This window comes from Bradyrhizobium icense (assembly GCF_001693385.1).
Lineage (GTDB): Bacteria > Pseudomonadota > Alphaproteobacteria > Rhizobiales > Xanthobacteraceae > Bradyrhizobium > Bradyrhizobium icense.
This window is the reverse complement of the sequence record NZ_CP016428.1, coordinates 4361221-4382890: the sequence shown is the minus strand read 5'-3', so window position 1 is coordinate 4382890 and position 21670 is coordinate 4361221. Positions and strand designations below refer to the sequence as shown.

The 21670-nt window shown below is 62.9% G+C and carries 19 protein-coding genes and 2 tRNA genes; 15 read left to right on the top strand and 6 right to left on the bottom strand.

The features are described 5' to 3' along the window. The first annotated feature begins 27 nt into the window (after positions 1 to 27). The 4 genes from LMTR13_RS20655 to LMTR13_RS20640 all read left to right on the top strand — a co-directional run bounded on the left by LMTR13_RS20655 (position 28) and on the right by LMTR13_RS20640 (position 2939). Positions 28 to 759 carry a tRNA-uridine aminocarboxypropyltransferase gene (locus LMTR13_RS20655; protein WP_065729429.1) on the top strand — a complete coding sequence of 244 codons (732 nt, stop codon included), beginning with the start codon at positions 28 to 30 and terminating at the stop codon, positions 757 to 759. Between the two features lie 322 nt (positions 760 to 1081). Continuing rightward, positions 1082 to 1561 (top strand): hypothetical protein, encoded by a 480-nt coding sequence (locus LMTR13_RS20650; protein ID WP_236843036.1) that lies wholly within the window; start codon positions 1082 to 1084, stop codon positions 1559 to 1561. Between the two features lie 294 nt (positions 1562 to 1855). Continuing rightward, positions 1856 to 2536, top strand: a complete 681-nt coding sequence (locus LMTR13_RS20645) for a hypothetical protein (RefSeq protein WP_065729428.1) — start codon at positions 1856 to 1858, stop codon at positions 2534 to 2536. 329 nt (positions 2537 to 2865) lie between these two features. Beyond that, positions 2866 to 2939: transfer RNA gene (locus LMTR13_RS20640), tRNA-Cys, on the top strand. A gap of 56 nt (positions 2940 to 2995) precedes the next feature. Here LMTR13_RS20640 and LMTR13_RS20635 read toward each other — a convergent pair. Next, the gene (locus LMTR13_RS20635; protein ID WP_065729427.1) at positions 2996 to 3175 is read right to left on the bottom strand and encodes a hypothetical protein; all 180 of its coding nucleotides are present in this window, start codon (positions 3173 to 3175) and stop codon (positions 2996 to 2998) included. A 252-nt stretch (positions 3176 to 3427) separates the two neighbouring features. On the opposite strand from LMTR13_RS20635, the gene LMTR13_RS20630 reads away from it, so the two are divergent. Then, positions 3428 to 3685, top strand: coding sequence for a hypothetical protein (locus LMTR13_RS20630; RefSeq protein WP_065729426.1), 258 nt, complete (start codon positions 3428 to 3430; stop codon positions 3683 to 3685). Positions 3686 to 3717: 32 nt separating this feature from the next. Here the strand turns inward: LMTR13_RS20630 and LMTR13_RS20625 are convergent, their stop codons facing one another. After that, positions 3718 to 4371, bottom strand: coding sequence for a TetR/AcrR family transcriptional regulator (locus LMTR13_RS20625; RefSeq protein ID WP_065729425.1), 654 nt, complete (start codon positions 4369 to 4371; stop codon positions 3718 to 3720). 102 nt (positions 4372 to 4473) lie between these two features. Between LMTR13_RS20625 and LMTR13_RS20620 the strand changes: the two genes are divergently transcribed. Together LMTR13_RS20620 and LMTR13_RS20615 are read left to right on the top strand one after the other, a co-directional pair. Then, positions 4474 to 5295 carry an NmrA family NAD(P)-binding protein gene (locus LMTR13_RS20620; protein ID WP_065729424.1) on the top strand — a complete coding sequence of 274 codons (822 nt, stop codon included), beginning with the start codon at positions 4474 to 4476 and terminating at the stop codon, positions 5293 to 5295. Positions 5296 to 5297: 2 nt separating this feature from the next. Continuing rightward, positions 5298 to 5783 (top strand): anthrone oxygenase family protein, encoded by a 486-nt coding sequence (locus LMTR13_RS20615; protein ID WP_065732845.1) that lies wholly within the window; start codon positions 5298 to 5300, stop codon positions 5781 to 5783. 74 nt (positions 5784 to 5857) lie between these two features. On the opposite strand, the gene LMTR13_RS20610 is transcribed toward LMTR13_RS20615, so the two are convergent. The 3 genes from LMTR13_RS20610 to LMTR13_RS20600 all read right to left on the bottom strand — a co-directional run bounded on the left by LMTR13_RS20610 (position 5858) and on the right by LMTR13_RS20600 (position 12100). Next, complete coding sequence (locus tag LMTR13_RS20610) at positions 5858 to 6583, bottom strand: choice-of-anchor K domain-containing protein (protein ID WP_156795693.1); 726 nt, start codon at positions 6581 to 6583, stop codon at positions 5858 to 5860. A gap of 211 nt (positions 6584 to 6794) precedes the next feature. After that, positions 6795 to 9071, bottom strand: coding sequence for a cation:proton antiporter family protein (locus tag LMTR13_RS20605; protein ID WP_065729422.1), 2277 nt, complete (start codon positions 9069 to 9071; stop codon positions 6795 to 6797). A 251-nt stretch (positions 9072 to 9322) separates the two neighbouring features. Then, positions 9323 to 12100: a cation-transporting P-type ATPase gene (locus LMTR13_RS20600; protein ID WP_236843035.1), complete on the bottom strand. Its 2778-nt coding sequence runs from the start codon at positions 12098 to 12100 to the stop codon at positions 9323 to 9325. A 145-nt stretch (positions 12101 to 12245) separates the two neighbouring features. Between LMTR13_RS20600 and LMTR13_RS20595 the strand changes: the two genes are divergently transcribed. Further along, on the top strand, positions 12246 to 13127 hold the full coding sequence (locus tag LMTR13_RS20595; RefSeq protein ID WP_065729420.1) for a universal stress protein: 882 nt from the start codon (positions 12246 to 12248) through the stop codon (positions 13125 to 13127). Between the two features lie 253 nt (positions 13128 to 13380). Then, positions 13381 to 13860, top strand: coding sequence for an SRPBCC family protein (locus LMTR13_RS20590; RefSeq protein ID WP_065732844.1), 480 nt, complete (start codon positions 13381 to 13383; stop codon positions 13858 to 13860). A gap of 242 nt (positions 13861 to 14102) precedes the next feature. Here LMTR13_RS20590 and LMTR13_RS20585 read toward each other — a convergent pair. Beyond that, a tRNA-Asn gene (locus LMTR13_RS20585) sits at positions 14103 to 14177 on the bottom strand. Between the two features lie 202 nt (positions 14178 to 14379). On the opposite strand from LMTR13_RS20585, the gene LMTR13_RS20580 reads away from it, so the two are divergent. The 6 genes from LMTR13_RS20580 (at position 14380) to LMTR13_RS20555 (ending at position 21657) form a co-directional block, all read left to right on the top strand. Further along, a complete protein-coding gene (locus LMTR13_RS20580) occupies positions 14380 to 14628 on the top strand; it encodes a hypothetical protein (RefSeq protein ID WP_418219708.1) in 249 nt (82 codons plus the stop codon). A 140-nt stretch (positions 14629 to 14768) separates the two neighbouring features. Beyond that, positions 14769 to 15434: a protein-L-isoaspartate O-methyltransferase family protein gene (locus tag LMTR13_RS20575; RefSeq protein ID WP_065729418.1), complete on the top strand. Its 666-nt coding sequence runs from the start codon at positions 14769 to 14771 to the stop codon at positions 15432 to 15434. A 248-nt stretch (positions 15435 to 15682) separates the two neighbouring features. After that, a complete protein-coding gene (locus LMTR13_RS20570; protein ID WP_065729417.1) occupies positions 15683 to 17089 on the top strand; it encodes a TolC family outer membrane protein in 1407 nt (468 codons plus the stop codon). 317 nt (positions 17090 to 17406) lie between these two features. Next, complete coding sequence (locus LMTR13_RS20565; RefSeq protein ID WP_065732843.1) at positions 17407 to 18108, top strand: PopZ family protein; 702 nt, start codon at positions 17407 to 17409, stop codon at positions 18106 to 18108. A gap of 247 nt (positions 18109 to 18355) precedes the next feature. Continuing rightward, positions 18356 to 21223 carry a valine--tRNA ligase gene (locus tag LMTR13_RS20560; protein WP_065729416.1) on the top strand — a complete coding sequence of 956 codons (2868 nt, stop codon included), beginning with the start codon at positions 18356 to 18358 and terminating at the stop codon, positions 21221 to 21223. 47 nt (positions 21224 to 21270) lie between these two features. Then, positions 21271 to 21657: a VOC family protein gene (locus tag LMTR13_RS20555; RefSeq protein ID WP_065729415.1), complete on the top strand. Its 387-nt coding sequence runs from the start codon at positions 21271 to 21273 to the stop codon at positions 21655 to 21657. The last annotated feature ends 13 nt before the right edge of the window (positions 21658 to 21670 follow it).

Below are 21670 nucleotides of genomic sequence, written 5' to 3'. Positions count from 1 at the left end.
CGGCTGCGGAAAGCGTATAGCGGGCGGATGTCAGATCAATCCAATCCTCAGGCCGGAGCGGCGGTGGAGGCCGTTCCGGACTGTCCGCGTTGCGGCAAGCCGCTGCCGCTTTGCATCTGCGACAGCGTCACGCCCATCGAGAGCAAAATCTCGGTCCTTATCCTGCAGCATCCGCAGGAGCAGGACAGGGCGCTCGGCACCGCGCGGCTGACCGCGATGCATTTCAAGGACGCGACAGTCAAAATCGGCCTGTCCTGGCCGAGCCTCTCCAAGGCGCTGGGACGGAAGGTCGACGATCCCTCGCGCTGGGCGGTGCTTTATCTCGGTTCTGCCAAGGTCGCCGATCTCGATACCGATGCCGAGATCGTGGCGATCAACCGCAAGGGTGAGGTCGAGCCGCACCAGCGCGCCATCCTCTCCGACATTGAAGGCGTCGTGCTGCTGGACGGCACCTGGAGCCAGGCCAAGGCGCTATGGTGGCGCAACGCGTGGATGCTGAAATGCCAGCGGGTCATTCTGGGGCCGAAACGCCCCTCGCGTTACGGCAAGCTCCGCAAGGAGCCGCGACGCGACGGCCTCTCCACCATCGAGGCCGCAGGCCTGCTGCTGGCCGGGCTCGAGAAGCGGCCCGAGATCGCAGAGGCGCTCAACGCCAGCTTTGAACGCATGCTGGTGCGATATCGGCAAGTGCAGGCAGAAATGCCGGAACTCGCCCCGAAGCCGAAGAAGCGGGACTACCGCCGTCGCAAGCGCGTCTAATCCTACTGCGCGTCATAAGCCCCTCATGGCGAGGAGCGCCAACGGGTTCTGCGTAGCGCGGCCCGATGAGGCTTCGCCAACCATGAGGGTCCCGTCTGTGGCCTGCATCCTTCGCGACGCCCAGCTCTCAAACAAGGGCTGCGTCGACGAGATCGGTGAACCTCAAATTGTGCAGCGTTGCCCGATAATCCGTCATGATCATGATACCAACATGTCGGTTCCAATGTCTGCAAGAAGACATAGCGGTCTGTGGACAATGATGACATCCCTGTTGACGGTGCTAAATTCTTTGCTCTCCGCGTAACAATTTGGAGCAAAGTCGATGTCTTTAAGCACTGAAATCCTCACTCGCTCTCCATTGCTTGACGCTAATGAAATCGAAGGGGAAATCGGCCACCTCATCCACAACGCCCGACAAGCGCCCATCGTTCGGGAGAGACCCCACAGCGACGATCACCCGTTACCCAAAGGCCCGATGCCCGACTATGTCGAGCACAAGGAAGGGGTCAATCAGGTCGGCAAACTCTCAGCCGAGGCTGTGGTCCGCGAATACGACGCGGCGGTGAAAGAGATTGAAGCGCTCGGTGCGGAACTGTCCGACGCCGCCAAAAGATGTGAGGCGATGGTTGCTGGCGTTCACGCCATGGTGTCCGAGATCAAGGAATTGGCGGCGAATTATCGCGAAGAAGGAAAGCGCTACTTCCTGCAGATCGAGGATTGTTCCTTGATGACGTCCGAAGTCCGCACCGTCTGCGAGACGCTCAAAAAGAAAATTGCAGCAGGTAATAGTCTCGCCGCCTGATGTTCCGGCTTTGGCCGGTCCTGCTGGTGGCTGCGCCGTTCGTCGTCGTGGCCATCAGCATGCTATTGTAAGGTGCGCACCGGGCATTCACGTAAGCAGTTCACCTCTGGCCGAAGAGATCTTCGGCCGGTGAGCGCCCTCGATGCTTACGGAATTTGGGCCCCAAATACTGCAATTGAACGGCCGGCGCTGGTCTCCAGTCGAAGACAGGCGTTGGCGTTGTGCTGTCGCGATGTTGCTGCATTCTTGCGCCCGCACTATGACAGACGGACCGGATGCACGTGGAGCAACGTGATGGAACTTGCGGCGCATCGGCGCCTGTCCAAACAGGCCTGGATCGATCTCACTTTCTTCGGCGGCGTTCCGATCGTGCTGGCGATGCTTTCGGTCGTTCTCGGACCGTATGCGGCCATCATGGGAGGCGCCGGGGCAACGCTTTATGTTCTCTCGCTCGCTATTGTGCCCTGGTGCCTGACCGGCCTTGCCACGCAATTGGTGAGCAAAACAGCCGGGCGAAGCCTGCCGCTTTGGCTGATCGCGGCCATGGGAGCCGTCATCTCCGGCCCCTTCGTGTCGCTGTACGTCTATTTCGTCAATTCAATCGCTTTATACATCTGGCCTGCGCTGGACGCTTTGCTGCCCGCGACGTTCAGCGCGGAACATCTCAAGTCGGCCGCCTTGTCCGAGGGGCGGGCTATCGTTCTCTGGATCGCCTTTGTCGTCATTTTCCATGAGACGTTGGGCTGGGCGAGGTTTGCACCGCCAACCAAGGAAACGGTCCGCGAAGAGCGCTTTCAACTGAGCGGCGCCGAATGGACAGCGGAAGACGATGCACTGCTGCGCTCGCTGATCGGCGGCGGCAAGCCCCCAAGGGCCATCGCACTGGAAATGAAGCGGACGGTAGGGGGCATCCGCGCAAGGACCGCCAAACTCGGTCTTCGGAACAATCGTCTCGGCGATACGTCCGCCGACTGAGGCGGTCTTAATCTTCAGTCCGCCATGCTCCGAGGAGGAACACCTTGCGCGGTCTCCGGTTCGAGCCCGCTTCCGATTGAACGTCGCCGAGATCAACCGCCCTTCGCTTCATTAGAAGCTTCGTAGCGATCCCGAGCACGATGAAGGGTCCGAGGTAGATGGCTAGCGTGGTGAGTGCGCTCATGTGCCGTTCCCACCAGAGATGTTAGGCAAATAGGACGCTCCCCAAATCAACCTAGGACACTGGGGCTCAGTTTCAGAAGTTGCAAGAGAGCGGGCGAGGGTGGTTGCCTAAGTGCCTGACACTCTATATTAAACGCCGCTCAAGGGGCCACGTGGCGGAGTGGTTACGCAACGGTCTGCAAAACCGTGTACACCAGTTCAATTCTGGTCGTGGCCTCCATCCATATAATCAACGACTTAGACCGACTATAAGAGGCCGCAGCAAGCCGGCTGCGATCAGCAGGCGGCGTGCCAGCCCTCAGGAAACGGAACCAGCGGCCAAGGGCCCTGGTTGTCGTTGGCGGCGCGCGGCAACGGAGAAAAGCGCTGGGTCTGGACCACGAAATCATCCTCCGGGGCTGGCGCAATGGCCGTCTGCACGGTTTCCAGCAGCAAATCGTATTCAACTTCGCTCATCGCGCTCTCCGGGGTTCCAGAGGCGATGATCTCAAATGTATTTTGTTGTCGGATTGAACGGATCGCTCGAATTTTACCGATTCGGCCCCTGCGGCAAAGCTGGTTACTAAAGTGTTGAGTTCCTCGCGCGAACGCTAGGCCCGCACCCGCGCGGGACGTGTGAGAGAAATCACATTCTGCAAAAATTGGTTCGCGTATCCGGCTAGGTGACGCCTGCCTTGTCAAGGCGGGCAAGATCCGGGAGATGCGGTCATGAAGGCGAGGTTTGCGCGAAGTGCGGCACTGCTCCGTCGCTCCCGCCGGGCTTCGACGCTCGGTTTCCTGCTCACGCTGATGGCGAGCGGTTCGGCCCACGCTCAACAAGGCACGCCCGAACAGCGAAGGGCCTGCACGCCCGACGTCTACCGGCTCTGTGCCGGCGAGATCCCGAACGCGCGCGCCATCACCGCCTGCCTGCGCCGGCAGAAGGCGAGCCTAAGCGCGGCCTGCGCTGCCGTGTTCGAGCGGTAGGGGGCGGCACACGGCGTCCCCGCGCCGACGTCTCACGTCTCCAGCGCCGCCAGATTCTTCGGCAGCATTCGCTTGAACAAAGTGAGGATGCGGACGGCCTCCTTGGTGTCCTGCGCGATGGCATGGCGGACTGTCGCCGCGATCAGCGTCATCATCAGTTGGGAAAACGAGGCCAGCGCAGTTGCTGATACATCGGGTGCGATCCGCCTTAGTGCGTCGCCGAGCAGCCCGGCGAGATAGACGCCGTCCTCCTCGTCAAGCTTCTGCAGAGCCCGGTCGGCCTGTGTCGCTTGCCAGATGTCGCGCATGAGCGGCACGTCCATGAACATCTGATAGTAGCTGTCGGTCACGCGGCACAGGGCCGGATGCAGATCCCGGGCTGTCTTGACCACGGCGAGGTCGCGCCGGACGCAATCGCGGCCGATCGCGTTGTAGCGCTCGGCGAGTGTGCCGATGATCGCCGTCTTGTCCGGAAAGTATTGATAGAGCGAGCCGAACGGCACACCGCCGCGTTCGACGACGTCGCTCATGCGGAAGGCTTCGCTGCCCTTCTCGGCCATCAGCTCTGCCGCGCATGCCAGGATTTTCTCGAACCGCTCGCGGCTGCGCTGCTGGGTCGGGACCAGCCGCGCCAACGCGGGCGCAGCTATTGCGGCCGTCTTCTGTCCGGCTTTCCGCCTTGCCATCGGTCCTCTCACATAAAAGCGACTTGACGTTACTAATACGAGAGTTTATCGGGTTTAGCAAATACGAGACATTCTCGTGTTGTGCTCCGAAAGGATTGATCCATGGCAGAACTCCCGATCCTGATCGTCGGCGGCGCGGGCAAGACCGGCGCGCGCGTCGATGCGCTGCTGCAGGCGCGCGGCATCGCAACGCGGCCGGTATCGCGCACGACCCCTGTCCCGTTCGACTGGACCAAGCCCGAGGGGTGGCCGGCTGCGTTTGCCGGCGTCTCGATGGCCTATGTCACCTACCAGCCGGACCTTGCGGTCGAAGGTGCCGCTGATGCGATCGCGGAAGTGGGCCGGCTGGCGCGCGAGAATGAGCTTGAGCGCGTCGTATTACTGTCGGGGCGCGGCGAGCCGGGCGCGCAGCGGGCGGAGGCGGCGCTGCGGCAATCCGGCGTTCCATGGACCATCGTGCGCGCAAGCTGGTTCGATCAGAATTTCTCCGAGGGATATCTGCTTGAAGGCGTGCTCGTCGGCGAAATCGCGTTGCCGGCCGGCGCCGTGCCCGAACCGTTCATCGACGCCGACGACATTGCCGAAGTCGTAGTCGCCGCGCTGACCGATCGGCGCCATGCCGGCAAGATCTACGAGGTGACGGGACCGCGCGCGCTGACGTTCGCGCAGGCTGTTGCCGAGATCGCCGATGCTGCCGGGCGCCCGGTCCGATACCGGCAGATCGCGGCGGAAGATTTTGCGGCCGGCATGCGGCCCCATATGCCCGACGACGTGATCGAACTGATGCTGGACCTGTTCACCGTCGTGCTCGACGGGCGCAATTCGGCTGTCGCACACGGCGTCGAGCAGGCGCTCGGGCGTCCCGCACGGGACTTTTCCGACTATGCCCGCCGAACTGCCGCGACCGGTGTCTGGAGGGCATGATCATGCTGCAGATGCTGATCACCGGCCTGCTGTGGTTCTGTGCCATCGGCTGCGGCCTGCTCGCCGGCCTCTACTTCGCGTTTTCGACCTTCATCATGACGGCGCTTGGCCGGATCGGACAGGCCTCCGGCATCGCGGCGATGAATGCGATCAACACCACGATCGTGCAGTCGCTGTTCATACCGATCTTCCTCGGAACGACGGCGGCGAGTGCGGCGCTGGCGGTGACCGCGCTGTTGCGCTGGAGCGAGCCCGGAGCGATGGCGATGCTGGCCGGCGGCGTGATCTACGTGCTCGGCATGTTCATCGTCACGATGGTCCTCAACGTTCCCCTGAACAACGCGCTTGCCGCCGCCGATCCGGCAAGCGATGAGGCGGCATCATTATGGGCGCGCTACCTGACGGACTGGACATTCTGGAACCACGTGCGGACGGTCGCATCCACGGCGGCTAGCGCGCTGTTTATTGCCGCGATTGCGGCGAGGTAGGGCGTCGGAGATGCCGGCAGACAAAAGCCGACCGGATCACGGGCGGCTTTTCCCGTTGTTTTCGGTGAGCGAGATCAGGCCGCCGGGAGCGCGCTTCCAGCGCGCTTGCGGCGATAGGCCACGAAGCCGACGCCGGCGAAACCGAGGATCATCATTGCCCATGTCGAGGCTTCCGGGACGGGCGGGGCCGCCGTTGCGAAGGTGAAGTCTGCCAGGATTTTAAGCGTGGACGTTCCATACTCCGGGTTCTTCCACGTGCTTCCGTTGTACCATCCATCACCGTATTCAGCGAAATGAATGTCGGAAATCGTGACGCCGTTGAGGGTGAACGGACCAAGATTGTTGAGCGTCGCCTGGCTGATGTTGAAGACGTTGTCTGGCGTCGGATTGGTCGGCTGCGTGATGTTCAGGTTGAACACCTGAGAATCAAACGAGTTGTTCGGTGAGGTGAAATTCAGCGTGAAGGTGTATTGGACGTTGAAGTTCTGGTCCGTGTTGTAGGTTGCACGGTTCACCCAGGTGATCATGCCGATGACGTAATCGTTCTGATCCGTCGTGATGTTGGTGCCGGTGATGTCCGTGATGGTCAGCGTGCTCGGCTGGCCTGTCGGCCACGACGCGCCCGACATTTTGAGCACGTTCTTGTCGGCGGAAATGGAGCAGCCCGGGCTGCCGCCGCTGCAATTCGTGACGTTGGAGAAATTGCCGTCGCCGGTGAAACTCACGACGGCTGCATTTGCCGGTGAATGCACCAAACCCGCGAGTAAACCCGCGGCCAAAAATTTAAATATTTTGCTCATAATAGACACCCCAATTTTTATCGATTTATTAAATGGAATCTCTCAGAGATTATATAGGTAGTCAAGTGTGGTGTAATTAATTTGCTCAAATTAAATGCGGGGCCGCCAGGTTGCGTGACAGCCCATGTTCGCCCCTAAGGAGGCGTTCCTCGGCGATATCCCCGGACCAAGGGCAAGGCCGGCGCGTTTATCTTATGAGGCCTCTGGCTCGCTACGCTTCGCCACCGCTCTTTCTTCGGGTGGACGCGCGGATTGCTCGCCGAAGCCGGCCCTCCCTGCCGGGCCCCTGAAGGGCGCTGCGAAATTCGTCGCGCTTTTCGTGAATGGAGGCAATCACGAGACCCATGGGAACGCCGATGTTGACGAGCAGGGCTTCGGACAATTGCAGGCTCGCTTCGATCGCCTCGGGCACGGCGTCGGTGACGTTCAGATCATAGAGTTTGGCTGCATGCTCGGCGTCGCGAGCCCGTGCAACGATGATGAGATCGGGCCGTTCGGCACGCGCAGCCGTGACGACCGATTCCACCGCAACCGGGTTATCCATTGTCGCGACGAGTGCTTGGGCGGAAGCGATCCCGAAGCGGCGAAGCAGTTCCGGACTGGTGGCATCGCCGTAGAAGATTGGCCTGCCACGCCGCCGCTCGCGGGCGACGAGAGCCGAATCGCTATCCAGGCCGACATGGGGCACCTCATGCCGGGCGAGCATCTCGCTCACCAGATCGCCGACGCGCCCACATCCGACGATGATCACCCGCGACTGACCTTCGGGCGCAGCGGAAGCGAGCGCGGCGGGGGTAAGCGTCCTTACTGCCTCTTTCGTGGCGATTTCCTCATCCAAGTCTGTGATCTGCTTGGCGGCCAAGGTTGCGGCATCGTCGAAAGGATAGAGGACGAGGTCGACGCCGCCGCCTTCCTGAAGGCGGCGGGCTTCCTGATCGTTGCGAGCGGTGATAGCGACGCGTCCGCCGAAGCGGTGGGTGCGGACCGCGGTGAGGAGTCCGCTGCGCGGATCGGTCTCGGTCAGCAGGATTGTGCCGTATGGGACCGAGAGCACGACCCAGCGTGCATGGGTCAGCGGCAGCTCGGCCCAGAACTCCTGCTCGGTCACATCGCCATAGCGGACCTGGTAGCCTTGACGCGAAAAGCGCCTGATGGTCTCGGGGTCGAGGTCGACGCCGAGCACGTTGTAGCCGGCGTCCTCAAGGCGCCTCAGGAGCTGGCTGCCGAAGCGGCCGAGGCCGAAGATGATGACATCGACCGTCGACTTGTCTTCATCGTTCTCCGCTACTGCTTCCCGCCACGATCCGAAATCGAATGGCCGGAGCAGCGGCCGGCACCAGGCATAGAGCTGCTGAGAATAGGTGATCATGTAGACCGACAGGGCAATTGTCACGAGGCCGACCAGGGTGACGAGCCCGACCGCAGACTGATCGACATGGCCGAGACTGAGCCCCATCGCCATGAAGACCAGCGAGAACTCCGAGATCTGGGCGACGGTGAGGCCGGCGAGGAACCCGGTCCGGGCGCGGTAACCCATCCAGGCCATGATGAGGAGGACGATCAGCGGGTTGCCGATCAGCACGAACAAGGAAAAGACAATGGCCCGCGTGACGTCCTGTCCGAGGGTGGACAGGTCGAGCGTGGTACCGATCGATAAGAAGAAGAAGAGCAGCAGGAAGTCGCGCAGCGCGGTAAGCCGCGCCGAGACCAAGTCCCGATAGGGCGTGGAACCGATCGAGACGCCAGCGGCGAGTCCGCCGAGCTCCTTGCCAAGGCCGATCATGTCGCCGATTGCAGCCGCCGTCGCTGCCCAGCCGATGGCGGCGATGACCAGCAGCTCCGGGGTACGTGCGAGTCGCGCCATCAGCGGATCGGCGAGATAGCGGACGAACAAGATGAGGGCCGCCATAACACCGAGCAGCGAGGCGCCGATGGTGAAGAGCTTGGCGGGGCCGCTCTCGACCTGCGCGGAACCGATCCCGATCGTCGACAGCACGACCATGGCGAGCACGACGACGATGTCCTGGACGATCAGGAAACCAAGGGCGATGCGGCCGTGCAGCGTCTCGAGCTCGCGCTTGTCGCTCAACAGCTTCACGATGATGATCGTGGAGGAGAAAGTCAGGGCGACAGCCACATACAGGCTGGTCAGCCAGTCGAGCCCAAGGGCAAGGCCAATAGGGAAGCCGGCGCCCGCCGTGAAGACAACCTGGCCGAGCCCGGTGGCAAGAGCGACCGGGCCAAGGGTCCTGACCAGACGCCAGTCGAGCTTGAGACCAACCAGAAACAGGAGGAGCGCAACGCCGAGCTCCCCAAGAAAGCGGACCTGACTCGCCGTTTCAGCGCTACTGTCGAAGAAGGCAGCGGCCGCGATCCCGACCGCGATGAAGCTCACGATCACAGGCTGGCGCAGGGCGGCGCCGAGCAACCCGATGGCAGCAGCACCGAGCAGCAGCCAAGCGATCTCGTGAAATACGACGTCGGTCATGGACCTCCTTGCGCTGGCCGGAGGGCTCGGACGTTGCCGACTAATCCGATCCAGACTGTGCGGCTCCTACCTCCTAATGTACACGTAATTTAGCGTTTGGGTGCGTCCTGAGCGCAACGTCGGCGCCTGGGACCAAAGAAGATGAGCACGCTGGTCTGGGCTAAGACCAGTGGAACGGACGGCGGAGGCGCCAATTCGAATTGGTTCGGGAACTCTGGCTCCCTGACGTAGCCGTTCGATAGCTTAGACCCTCAGTCTCTTCTCAGGCTGACCAGGGCTGCGATCCGTTTCTCGGCCTCGACGATGGCAAATAGCACGACTCCGACCGCCACGATGGCAACGCCATCGCCTAGTGGTACTGGACGGGTGGCAAAGACGGCTTGCATCGGCGGCAGATAGGTGAACGCGAACTGTGCGACGATGACGGTCGCAACCCCGATGAGTACCGCGCGTGTCCCGAGCACACCCTGCCAGGTCAGGGAAGTGCCGTGAACATAACGCACGCTGAAAAGATAGAAGATCTCCATCACGACGATTGTGTTCACGGCCATTGTGCGGGCCGTTTCGAGCGGCACGCCGCGCTCGGTGGCCCAGGCGAAGACACCGAACGTGCCGACGACCATCAGGGCAGAGACGAGTAGGATTCTCCATAATAGCCGGCCAGACAGGATTCTCTGGTTGGCGGGGCGTGCAGGGCGGCGCATAGCGCCCGGTTCGGTCGGCTCGAACGCCAGGGTCAGGCCGAGGGCAACGGCCGTAATCATATTGATCCAGAGGATCTGCACTGGCGTAACCGGCAGGGTGAGGCCGAACAGGATGGCAAGAATGATAGTAAAAGCCTCGCCGCCATTGGTCGGCAGTGTCCAGGCGATCACCTTGGTGAGATTATCATAGACAGTCCGGCCCTCGCGGACGGCCGCGACAATGGAGGCGAAATTGTCGTCCGCGAGCACCATCTCGCTCGCCTCCTTGGCGGCCTCGGTGCCTTTACCGCCCATGGCGACGCCGACATCAGCCCGCTTCAGTGCGGGCGCGTCGTTCACGCCGTCGCCGGTCATTGCGATGACGGAACCGTCGGCCTGAAGCGCCTCGACCAGCCGGAGCTTGTGTTCGGGGCTGGTTCGAGCGAAGACAGTCGCCTCGCAGGCGTTCTCCCGGAACCGTGCATTCTCAAGTGCATCAAGTTCCTGACCGGTTATGGCCTTCGGATCATCGGCGAGTCCAAGTTGGGCGGCGATCGCGCGGGCGGTCGCGGCGTGGTCGCCGGTGATCATTTTGACCCGCACCCCAGCCGCCTTGCACTCGGCGATCGCAGAAATCGCCTCTGGCCGCGCCGGATCAATCAGCCCCACCAAGCCGAGCAGGGTGAGTTCATGCTCGATATCGGACGGCGTCACCGCATGTTCGCCGTCCTTCATGGTACGACGTGCGAGCGCAATTACACGCAGGCCGTTCATCGCGAGTTGATCGACTTGCCTGTGCCAGGCCTCACGATCGAGCCGGCGCTCGCCCTCCGGCGTCGCGACATGTGTGCACATCTGAAGGACGCGTTCCGGAGCCCCCTTCACGTAGGCAACCGGTGCATGGCCGCTGCGCGCGTTTAGCGTTGCCATGTACCGATGGCGGGAGTCGAACGGGATTTCGTCGAGGCGCGGAAAGCCGACGCGGGCCGCAACGGCATCATGCCCGGCCTTGATCGCGAACGACACCAGCGCTCCTTCCATGGGGTCGCCATCCACCGTCCAGTCCTCGCCGGATTGCCGCAGACCAGCATCGTTGCAGAGGAGCGCGGCGAGCGAGAGCTCCTCGAGGACAGGATCGGCGGCGGGATCGAGAGGTTCACCTGCCTCGCTGCGAAAATGGCCCTCCGGCCTGTATCCGGAGCCTTCCACCGCCATCGTCCGATCGGCTGTGACAACATTGCGCACCGTCATTTCGTTGCGGGTCAGCGTGCCAGTCTTGTCGGAACAGATTACTGAGACCGAGCCCAACGTCTCGACAGCGGGTAGGCGGCGAATGATGGCGTTGCGGCGCGCCATGCGCTGGACACCCACCGCGAGGGTGATGGTCATCACTGCCGGCAGACCCTCTGGGATCGCCGCGACGGCCAAGCCGACAACAGCCATGAGGGCATCATCAAGGCCATAGGCCTGCATGACCACGGCATAGACGAATACGAGCGCCGAGATGCCGAGCACGGCGACGGTGACCTGCCGCGCGAACTGGTCCATCTGCCGGACAAGGGGAGTAGCAAGCCGTTCCACCGCCCCGATCATGGAGCTGATGCGCCCCAGCTCGGTGGCCGGGCCGGTCGCTACGACGACCCCAGTCCCCTGGCCGGTGGTGACGAACGTCCCAGAGAATGCCATCGGGAAACGATCGCCGAGGGCAGCGGTTGTTTCGACGGCCTTCACAGCCTTGTCGACCGGGACGGATTCGCCCGTGAGGATTGCCTCGTCCACCCGGAGATTGCGCGCCTTGACGAGTCGCAGGTCGGCTGGCACCCGGTCCCCTGCCTCAAGCAACACGATGTCGCCGGGCACGACTTTGTCCGCGGCAATCGTCACGCGGCGACCGTCTCGAATAAGGGAGGCATGCGGATCGATCATCGCGCGGATGGCGTCCAGCGCCTTCTCCGCACGCCCCTCCTGAATGAAACCAATGATCGCGTTGACCAGGACAACGGCGAAGATGACCAGCGCGTCCGTCCCATGGCCGATCATCGCTGCGAGCACCCCCGCCGCCAGAAGGACATAGATGAGCAGGTTGTGAAACTGCAGCAGGAATCGTGTCAGGGCGCTGCGGCGAGGACCTTCGGGCAGGCGGTTTGGACCATACGTCTCGAGGCGACGTGCCGCTTCGTGCTCGAAGAGGCCGTCGACATTCGTGCGAAGCGCGTCCAGAGCGGCATCAGAGCTGATGCCATGCCATGCAAGGTCGGGCGCGCGCGACCGAGAGTCGATCTCGCGCGCCGCAGTCGTGACAGACGGTGTGGTGGATGCCGCGTTGCGCATGCGTACCTGGCTCATTCATCAACACAGTTAAACGTAGCTGATGCCGCTCTTGCGTCACTTGATGGAGATCAACGCTCGTCGTGACCTGACGGTCCATTGTTGATATAGTAGACACCTTCGCAGTCGAACCGTTGCGCAAGCTCAGGGGAGAAGGCGGAATATGAAGCGGATACTCGTTGCGACCGACTTCTCGACCCGCTCAGATCGCGCCTTGCGTCGAGCAACCCTCCTGGCGCGGCAGGTTTCCGCCGAGATCGTTCTCGTCCACGTCGTGGATGACGATCAGCCGCCGCGGCTGGTGAAGGCCGAGGAGCGCGCAGCAGGAGAGCTGCTGAACGATCTCGCCGCCACACTGCGCGAAGTCGACCGCGTGCATTGCGAGACGCGCGTGGTCCTCGGCGAACCATTTCAGGCAATCGCCGAGGCGGCGGAGCGCGCCGATGCAGATGTCGTTGTGATGGGACCTCACAGGCGGCAAGCCTTGCGGGACGTCTTCATCGGCACGACGATCGAGCGGACGATTGGACGGAGCCGACGCCCTGTCATCATGGCGAACGCAGTTCCAGCAGGCACCTATATCCGTGTTCTGGTCGCGACCGATTTTTCGGACCGCTCGGCGATCGCGGCAAAGGAGGCACGAAAGCTGGGCTTGCTTGATCACATCGAAGTTCTTGTCCTGCACGCCTTCGACGCCCCGGCCCGGAGTATGACGACCCACTCGCTCATGACGATGGATCAGTTGAAGGATTACATTGCCGACGAGGAGGAGCGCGCTGCAGGAGAGCTCTCAAAGTTCCTGCAAGAGGTCGATCTGTGGCCGAACCAACGCTTCGTTCAACTCATCGAACTCTCTGCGCCGGAGACGATCCGGGACTGCGCTCACAAGCACAAGGTCGATCTTGTGGTGATCGGAACTCATGGCAGAACAGGGCCAGCCAAGTTCTTTCTGGGAAGCGTGGCAGAGGAGGTGCTGCGCAATTCCGAAGCCGACGTGTTGGTAGTTCCGGGCGTCACCAGTTCGTCGCCGGAGCAGCCTCAATAGAGGCGGCGGTACGGTCATGTTGCCCGTGTTCCGGAAGGCGCTGAGCGGCGACCGCCTCGCCTCGTAAGCGCGATCGAACGCCACGATCCCCAAAACGACGAAACGTCACCCATGCCGCCGTGCCGCCCGGCACCCCAGGCAAACCACCGCAGGAATGACGGCAGAGCAGAAGATGCTACATCTCATGCCCTCGACGATCACGCAAACCGAGCTCCACCGCGTAAAGCGCGAGCGACAACAAGAAGGAGAGAGCATGAGCCCCAAGCCCACCGGCCACGTTCATGGCAACGACCTGATCCTCACGCGCACGTTCCGCGCACCCATCGATGACGTCTGGACGAGCGTGACGAAGTCCGAGAACACCGCGCGCTGGTTCGGCAACTGGGAAGGCGACGCCGGTCCGGGCAAGATCGTGCGGCTGCAACTGGTCCATGAGAAGGGCCAGCCGTGGACGAACGTGACGATCGAAGAATGCGAGGCGCCGCGCCGCCTCGTCGTCATGATGAAAGATGACTACGGCGAGTGGCGCATCGAGCTGACGTTGACGCAGATGGACGACACGACCGAGATGCGCTTCGTGCAGCACCTGAGCGACCGGAAACTCGCGGGCGACGTAGGGCCGGGCTGGGAATACTATCTCGACATGCTGGTCGCGGCGCGCGAGGGCAAGGCGCTGCCGTCGTTCGAAGACTACTACCCGGCGCAGAAGGCACACTACCTGGACGGCGCATAATGCGGGCAGGGTCACCCTGTTGACCGAACGGAGCAGACACAAATGACAGTATCGAAACCCGCCCATGACAGTATCGGACCCGTTCCGTCCTGGTCCGATACTGTCATTTCGGGTGGTTGTCCCCGAACAGGAGCAAACAGCACGTGACGGGCATGGTGACCCGGAAAGGCTGCTTCTTCAATGATTTGACAGGAGGTCTGAATGTCCGCGGACCCCTAAAGATAACCACGGACGAAGGCTACTGGCTCCCCGGGCTGGATTCGAACCAGCGACCATTCGATTAACAGTCGAATGCTCTACCGCTGAGCTACCGAGGAATAGGCGAAACAAAGGTTCGCGAGCGGGCAGCGTATAACAAAGCCTTTCGGGCTTGCAAAGGACCAAATCGCAGGTCCTGCACTTGCTTGAAGCAGGGCCGGAAAGTCCCCGCGCTACAACGATTTGTCGCCGTTTTCGTCCCCGGGGCAGACGGCGGGCGGAACCGGGCGCCGGCAATTGCGTCGTCTATAGGAGCCCTGGATGGGGCCGCCAATTCGACTCAATCGGCCCGGAGCCTTCCTGGTATCGGGTTTCATGGGAGTTGATTCGATGCCTGCCAATGTGACCGACCTGACACGTGCGGCACCGCCGATCGTTCCGAGCGACGTTCCCGCCATGAGCGACGACGAATGCCTGCGTCGGCTCGCGCAAGCCGTTGAAGAACATGACAACGAGCATCTGGATGAGGTCGCGCGACTGATCGCCCGATTAGCCGTCACGATAGAGTAGGCGAGGGCAGCGGCTTTTTCCCCGGCGGCGGTGGCCCGTAACAGGCGCCCGCATGTTGCGTTTTGCGGGAGCTTGTACCAAAGATGGCCCGGTTTCAGCTCCCCCGGCGGCAACGCCGCATGCTTTCAGGGTCTTCGCCTATGTCCGGTTTTGCGACCGCGCGCCAGAAAATGGTCGATGGTCAGGTGCGTCCGAGCGACGTGACCGATATCCGAATTATCGATGCCATGCTCGCGGTGCCGCGCGAGGCCTTCGTTCCCGAAACCAAGCAGGCGCTGGCCTATCTGGACCTCGATCTCGACGTCAGCGAAGGGGGCTCGGCCAAGCGCTTCCTGATCAAGCCGGCCGTGCTGGCGAAGATGCTGCAGGCGGCCGAGATCAGGGAGAGCGATCGCGTCCTCGTGGTCGGCTGCGCCACCGGATACGCCGCCGCCGTGATTGCCCGATTCGCTGCCCAAGTGACCGCGACGGAGAGCGATTCGGCGCTGGCGGCGAAGGCGCAGGCGATTCTGGTCGGAAATGGCTGCGGAAACGTCACGGTCCGGACTGCGGCACCGGCCGATGGCGACCCGGCGAACGCGCCCTACGATGTCATTGTGCTGAACGGCGCAACCGAGATCGTGCCGGAGCGACTCTACGGGCAATTGCGCAATGATGGCCGATTGGTGGGCGTTTTTGCGATATCGCAGCCCGCGCGGGCCACCATGGTGACCTGTTCGCATGGCGATTTCGGTCACCGGACGCTGTTCGATGCCGTTGCCCCGGTGCTGCCCGGCATGGAACTTGTTCCGGCCTTCGTTTTCTAGCCTTTCAGCCCTTCCCACGCCCAATATTCGCCCCCCGTGGCCGTCTAAATCCCCTTCGAAATCAGAAGTGTGGCCGGATTGCCCCACGTGAAGAGTTTCGACGGCGTTAGCTTGCGGGGGTGTTCCGTCCAGCGTACGTGCGGAATAAGGTGAGCCGGGACTCACTTCGAGTGAAGCGACGTTCGGTTAATGATCATGTGCGAACATGATGGTGGGCCGGGCGGACCAGAATGATTGGATTGCTTGGGATGCGTGGGGTGAAGGCATTTGCCGGGGCTGCAGCTTCGGCCCTTCTATTAGTATGCATGGGCTCGACGCCCGTTTTGGCCGACACGATTGAGGCGGCCCTGGTGCGCGCCTATCAGAACAATCCGCAGCTCAATGCACAGCGCGCGCAGGTGCGCGTCACCGACGAGAACGTGCCGCAGGCGCTGTCGGGCTACCGCCCGAGAGTCGCGGTCACGGCGAGCGCGGGCGTCCAATATACGGATACGCTGAGCACGCAGGGTGGTGACGAAACCAGGCTCGTGAAAACTCCTATTGTCGGCGCCAATGCGCCGCGCAGCATCGGTGGGACCGTCACGCAGACGCTGTTCAACGGCCAGCAGACCGCAAACAGGACCCGGGCCGCGGAGGGCCAGGTTTCCGGCGCACGCGAAGCGCTGCGGGCGCTCGAGCAGACCGTGTTGCTCAGTGCCGCGACGATCTACATGGACTATCTGCGCGATTCCGCCATCGTCGAGGTGCAGAAGAGCAACGTTCGCGTGCTCGAGCAGACGCTGAAACAGACCCGCGACCGGTTCAATGTCGGCGAAGTGACGCGCACCGACGTGGCGCAGTCGGAGGCGCAGCTTGCTGCCGGCAAGACTCAATTGTTGACCGCGGAAGCCAACCTGAACACGACGCGGTCGAACTTCCGTCGCATCATCGGCAGCGAGCCGGTGGCGCTGGCGCCGGGCTCGCCAGTCGACCGCTTCCTGCCGTCGACGCTGCCGGCCGCCGTCGAGCTCGGCCTGATCCAAAACCCGAACGTCACCGCGGCGATGTTCGGCATCGACGTCAGCTATCTCCAGGTCAAGGTCGCCGAAGGCGCGCTGCTGCCGACCGTCACAGTGCAGGCCGCGGTGCAGCAGTCCTATGAGCAGAGCCTGATCCAGTTCCGCTCGTTCGGCGCCTCCGTGACCACGCAGCTCTCGGTGCCGATCTATCAGGGCGGTGCCGAATATTCGCTGATCCGGCAGTCCAAGGAAACGGTGGCGCAGCAGCGCCTCGTTCTCGACCAGACCCGCGACCAGACCCGTGCCAACGTGGTCACGGCATGGGGGCAGCTCGTTGCCGGCAAAGCGCAGGTCGCCTCCGCCCAGGCGCAGGTGCAGGCGTCGGAAATCGCGCTTAACGGCGTGCGCGAGGAAGCCAAGGCCGGACAGCGCACCACGCTCGACGTGCTCAACGCGCAGCAGGCGCTGGTCAATGCGCGCGTCGCGCTCGTCACCGCGCAGCATGACCGCGTGGTGGCGTCGTACTCCGTGCTGAACACGATCGGCCGTCTGTCGCCGCAGGTGCTCAACCTGCCCACGACGGTTTATGACCCGAGCGTGCACTATCATCAGGTACGCGATAGCTGGGCCGGCGTTCGTACACCCGACGGCCGCTGATACCTGAGGCATATTCCGCGCAGGCGGAGGAATTCGTCGCCCGGCGCCTGAAGCGCCGGGCGCTTTGCTTGCAATCATTTGCGGCCATGACGTACCGTTTCCGGGGCGAGCTGAGCGATTCGCGGCCAGCGTCTTTGCATCTCACGGACGCGCGTCGGGTTGCGTTTTGAAGGGGAGCAGACCTCTCGCGCGATGTCGCGGGCGGGCTTGATCTGGGGACAAGTCAGGCTTGTGCGGTGAAAATCCCGGCCTGCATATCCGGAACCGGCAATTCCCTCTTGGCTTTGGTGTAAAATGGTTTCGATGTGGAGTCGGAGATGACGCAGCCTGCAAAGGTCCAAGAGCCCTCGATGGAGGAGATTCTGGCGTCGATCCGTCGCATCATTGCCGACGACGAGGCAAAGCCTGCCGCTGCCAAGCCGGAGGCCACCGCAGCGCCGGCACCGAAACCGGTGATGAAGGACATCCCGCCGTCCGCGATTGCTCCCCCGCCGAAACCGGCTCCTGCGCCGAAGCCGGCCCCGCCACCGCCGCCTGCACCCGAACCAGCCGCCGCCAGCAACAGCCAGGATGACATCGACGCGATGCTGGCGAGCCTGGACGCGGCAACGCCCGAGGCGGAAATCAGGCCGGCGCCGCAGCCGGAAGCCGACGTGTTCGAGCTCACCGACGAGATGGCGCTGCCGGATCCGGCGCCGCCGAAAGCCTCCTTCAACAAGATCGAGCCGGAGGACGACATCGAGTTCAGCGAATCCAACAGAGGACGGCAGCCGGCTCACGAGCCGCCGCCGTTCGAAGCACCTCAGCAGCCGATCTTGTCGCGCTCCACCGTCTCCGCGGTCGAGTCCGCCTTCAATTCGCTGGCCAATACGGTGCTGAGCAACAACGCGCGGACGCTGGAAGATCTGGTCAAGGAAATGCTGCGGCCGATGCTGAAATCCTGGCTCGACGACAATCTGCCGGGATTGGTGGAGCGGATCGTCAAGGCCGAAATCGAGCGGGTTTCGCGCGGCCGCTAACTCAAGGCGCCCCCGGCGTCCGCCGATCCGGGTCCTATCGGGACATTCAAACCGGCGTTATCGCGGCTTCCTGTGGCCCCCGACCGAGTTGTCCGGTTGACTTGAGGCGCTGTGGCGGCTTTCTAGGGGCGGCCCGGCGCCGATCACATCAGAACCGGGCGCTACCACGTTGATTTGATGCGCATTCTCTCGGCGGACCGGCGACGGGTCGCTCGAGAGCGCCCCCGACATCCCCAATTGCAGTGCCATGATCGAAAAAAACTACCAGCCCGCCGATATCGAAAGCCGTATGTCCCGGATCTGGGAGGAAAGCGGCGCGTTCAAGGCGGGCCGCCCGGAACGGAAAGACGCCGCGCCGTTCACCATTGTGATTCCGCCGCCGAACGTGACGGGCTCGCTGCATATGGGCCACGCGCTGAACAACACGCTGCAGGACGTTCTCTGCCGCTTCGAGCGCATGCGCGGCCGCGACGTGCTGTGGCAGCCCGGCACCGACCATGCCGGCATCGCCACCCAGATGGTGGTCGAGCGTCAATTGATGGAACGGCAGGAGCCGGGCCGGCGCGACCTCGGCCGCGCCAAATTCCTCGAGCGCGTCTGGCAGTGGAAGGCGGATAGCGGCGACACCATTGTCAATCAGTTGAAGCGCCTCGGCGCCTCCTGCGATTGGTCGCGCGAACGCTTCACGATGGACGAGGGGCTGTCGCGCGCCGTCGTGAAAGTCTTCGTCGAGCTGCACCGCGAAGGCCTGATCTACAAAGACAAGCGGCTGGTGAACTGGGACCCGAAACTGCTCACCGCGATCTCCGATCTCGAGGTGCAGCAGGTCGAGGTCAAGGGCAGCCTCTGGTATCTGCGCTATCCGATCGCGGGCAAGACATTCAGCCCCGACGATCCCACGACCTTCATCGTGGTCGCGACCACGCGCCCCGAAACGATGCTGGGCGATACCGCGGTTGCCGTGCATCCGGAGAACGAGCGGATCGGGCACCTGATCGGGCAGCATGTGATCCTGCCGCTGGTCGGCCGCCGCATCCCGATCATCGGCGACGACTACGCCGATCCCGAAAAGGGATCGGGCGCGGTCAAGATCACGCCGGCGCACGACTTCAACGACTTCGAGGTCGGCAAGCGTCACGGCCTGCCGCAGATCAACGTGTTCGACCGCGAGAGCTGCATGGCCCTCGTCGACAATGAGGATTATCTGCGCGGGCTGCCCGAGGGCGCGCTGATGCTTGCGGAAGAGCTGCACAATGTCGATCGCTTCGCCGCGCGCAAGACGATCGTGGCGCGGCTGGAAGATTTCGGCTTCCTGGAAAAGATCGAGCCCAACACGCACGTGGTGCCGCATGGCGACCGTTCCGGCGTGGTCATCGAGCCCTATCTGACCGACCAGTGGTATGTCGACGCGAAGACGATGGCGCAGCCGGCAATCGCGGCCGTGCGTTCGGGCGCGACCAGCTTCGTGCCGAAGAACTGGGAAAAGACCTATTTCGAATGGATGGAAAACATCCAGCCCTGGTGCATTTCGCGCCAACTCTGGTGGGGCCACCAGATCCCGGCGTGGTACGGGCCGGACGGCAAGGTGTTCGTCGCCGAGACCGAAGATGAAGCCGTCGGCAACGCGCTCGGCTATTACGTCGAGCAGGAAGTCATCACGCCGGAGCAGGGGCGCGAGATGGCGCTGGATCCCGCCAAGCGCGATGGGTTCATCACGCGCGACGAGGACGTGCTCGACACCTGGTTCTCGTCCGGACTGTGGCCGTTCTCGACGCTCGGCTGGCCGGACGAAACGCTGGAAGTGAAGCGTTACTACCCGACCAACGTCCTCGTCACGGGATGGGACATCATCTTCTTCTGGGTCGCCCGGATGATGATGATGGGCCTGCACTTCATGAAGGAGGCGCCGTTCTCGACCGTCTACATCCACCGCCTCGTCCGCGACGAGAAGGGCGCGAAGATGTCGAAGTCGAAAGGCAACGTCATCGATCCCTTGGGCGTCATCGACGATTTTGGCGCGGACGCGCTGCGCTTCGCGTTGGCACGCGGCGCGGCTCACAACCACGATATCAAGCTTTCGCCGCAACTGGTCGAAACCAATCGCAATTTCGCGACCAAGCTCTGGAACGCCTGCCGCTTTGCCGAGATGAACGGCTGCGAGAAGCCGGACGGCTTCGATCCCGTGAACGCCAGGGAGACCCTGAATAGGTGGATCGCGCATGAGACGTCGCGTGCCACACGCGAGGTCACCGAGGCGATCGAGGGCTATCGCTTCAACGATGCGGCGAATGCGATCTACCGCTTCGTCTGGAACGTCTATTGCGACTGGTATCTCGAACTCGCAAAGCCGGTGCTGATGGGCGAGGAGGGCGCGGCGAAAACCGAGACCCGCGCCATGATCGCCTGGGCGCGCGACGAGATCCTCAAATTGCTGCATCCGTTCATGCCCTTCATCACCGAAGAGCTCTGGGCGGTGACGGCGAAGCGCGACGGCCTGCTGGTACTGGCCGAGTGGCCGCGCAAGGCGAGTTCGGTCACACCAGAGCAGATCGCCGCGATGGCGATGGCCGGGCCCGGCGATCCGCTGATCGCACCGGCCATGGCCGCGCTCGATGCCGGCGATTTCAGCGATCCCGCCGCCGAGGCCGAAATCGGCTGGGTGGTCGACCTCGTCACCGCCATCCGTTCGGTGCGCTCGGAAATGAACATCCCGCCGGCCACGCTGATCCCGCTGGTGCTGTCGGGTGCGTCAACGGAGACGAAGGAGCGCGCGCAGCGCTGGAACGACATCGTGAAACGCTTGGCTCGGCTGGCCGAGATTTCATTCGCCGACCGCCCGCCGGAAGGCGCGGTGCAGTTGCTCGTGCGCGGCGAAGTCGTGGCGCTGCCGCTCAAGGGCGTGATCGACCTTTCGGCGGAAAAAGCCCGTCTCGACAAGGAAATCGTCAAAGCCGACGCCGACATCAAGCGCGTCGACGCCAAGCTCGGCAATGAGAAATTCGTGGCGAATGCGCCCGAAGAGATCGTCGAGGAGGAAAAGGAAAAGCGCGAGGCGGCGGTGGCGCGCAAGGCGAAACTGCAGGAAGCGCTGGAGCGGTTGAGGCTGGCGTCCTGAATGATGGCTGACTGATGCAGTTTGAGTCATCATCGAGGAACGGATCGATGCTGGACCACGTCTCCATCACGGTATCCGATTTCGCCGCCGCTGAGCGCTTCTACGACGCGATCATGGCGGCGCTCGATGTCGTCAAGGTCGGCCGCAGCGACCGCTGGCTCGGCTATGGCGAACGCGCCGACGCGGAGTTTCCGGACCGCGTCTACATCGCCATCTACAGGGGCGCGGAACCGGACGAAGCCTCCAGCCGCCACTGGTGCTTCAAGGCAAAATCGCGAGTCGAGGTCGACGCGTTCTGGCGCGCCGGCATTGCCGCCGGTGGCACCGATGACGGCCCGCCCGGCCTGCGCCACTATCATGCCGCCTACTATGGCGCCTTCCTGCGCGACCCCGACGGCAACAAGGTCGAGGCCGTGTGTCACCGCGCGGAGTAGCCGCGCGATGCCT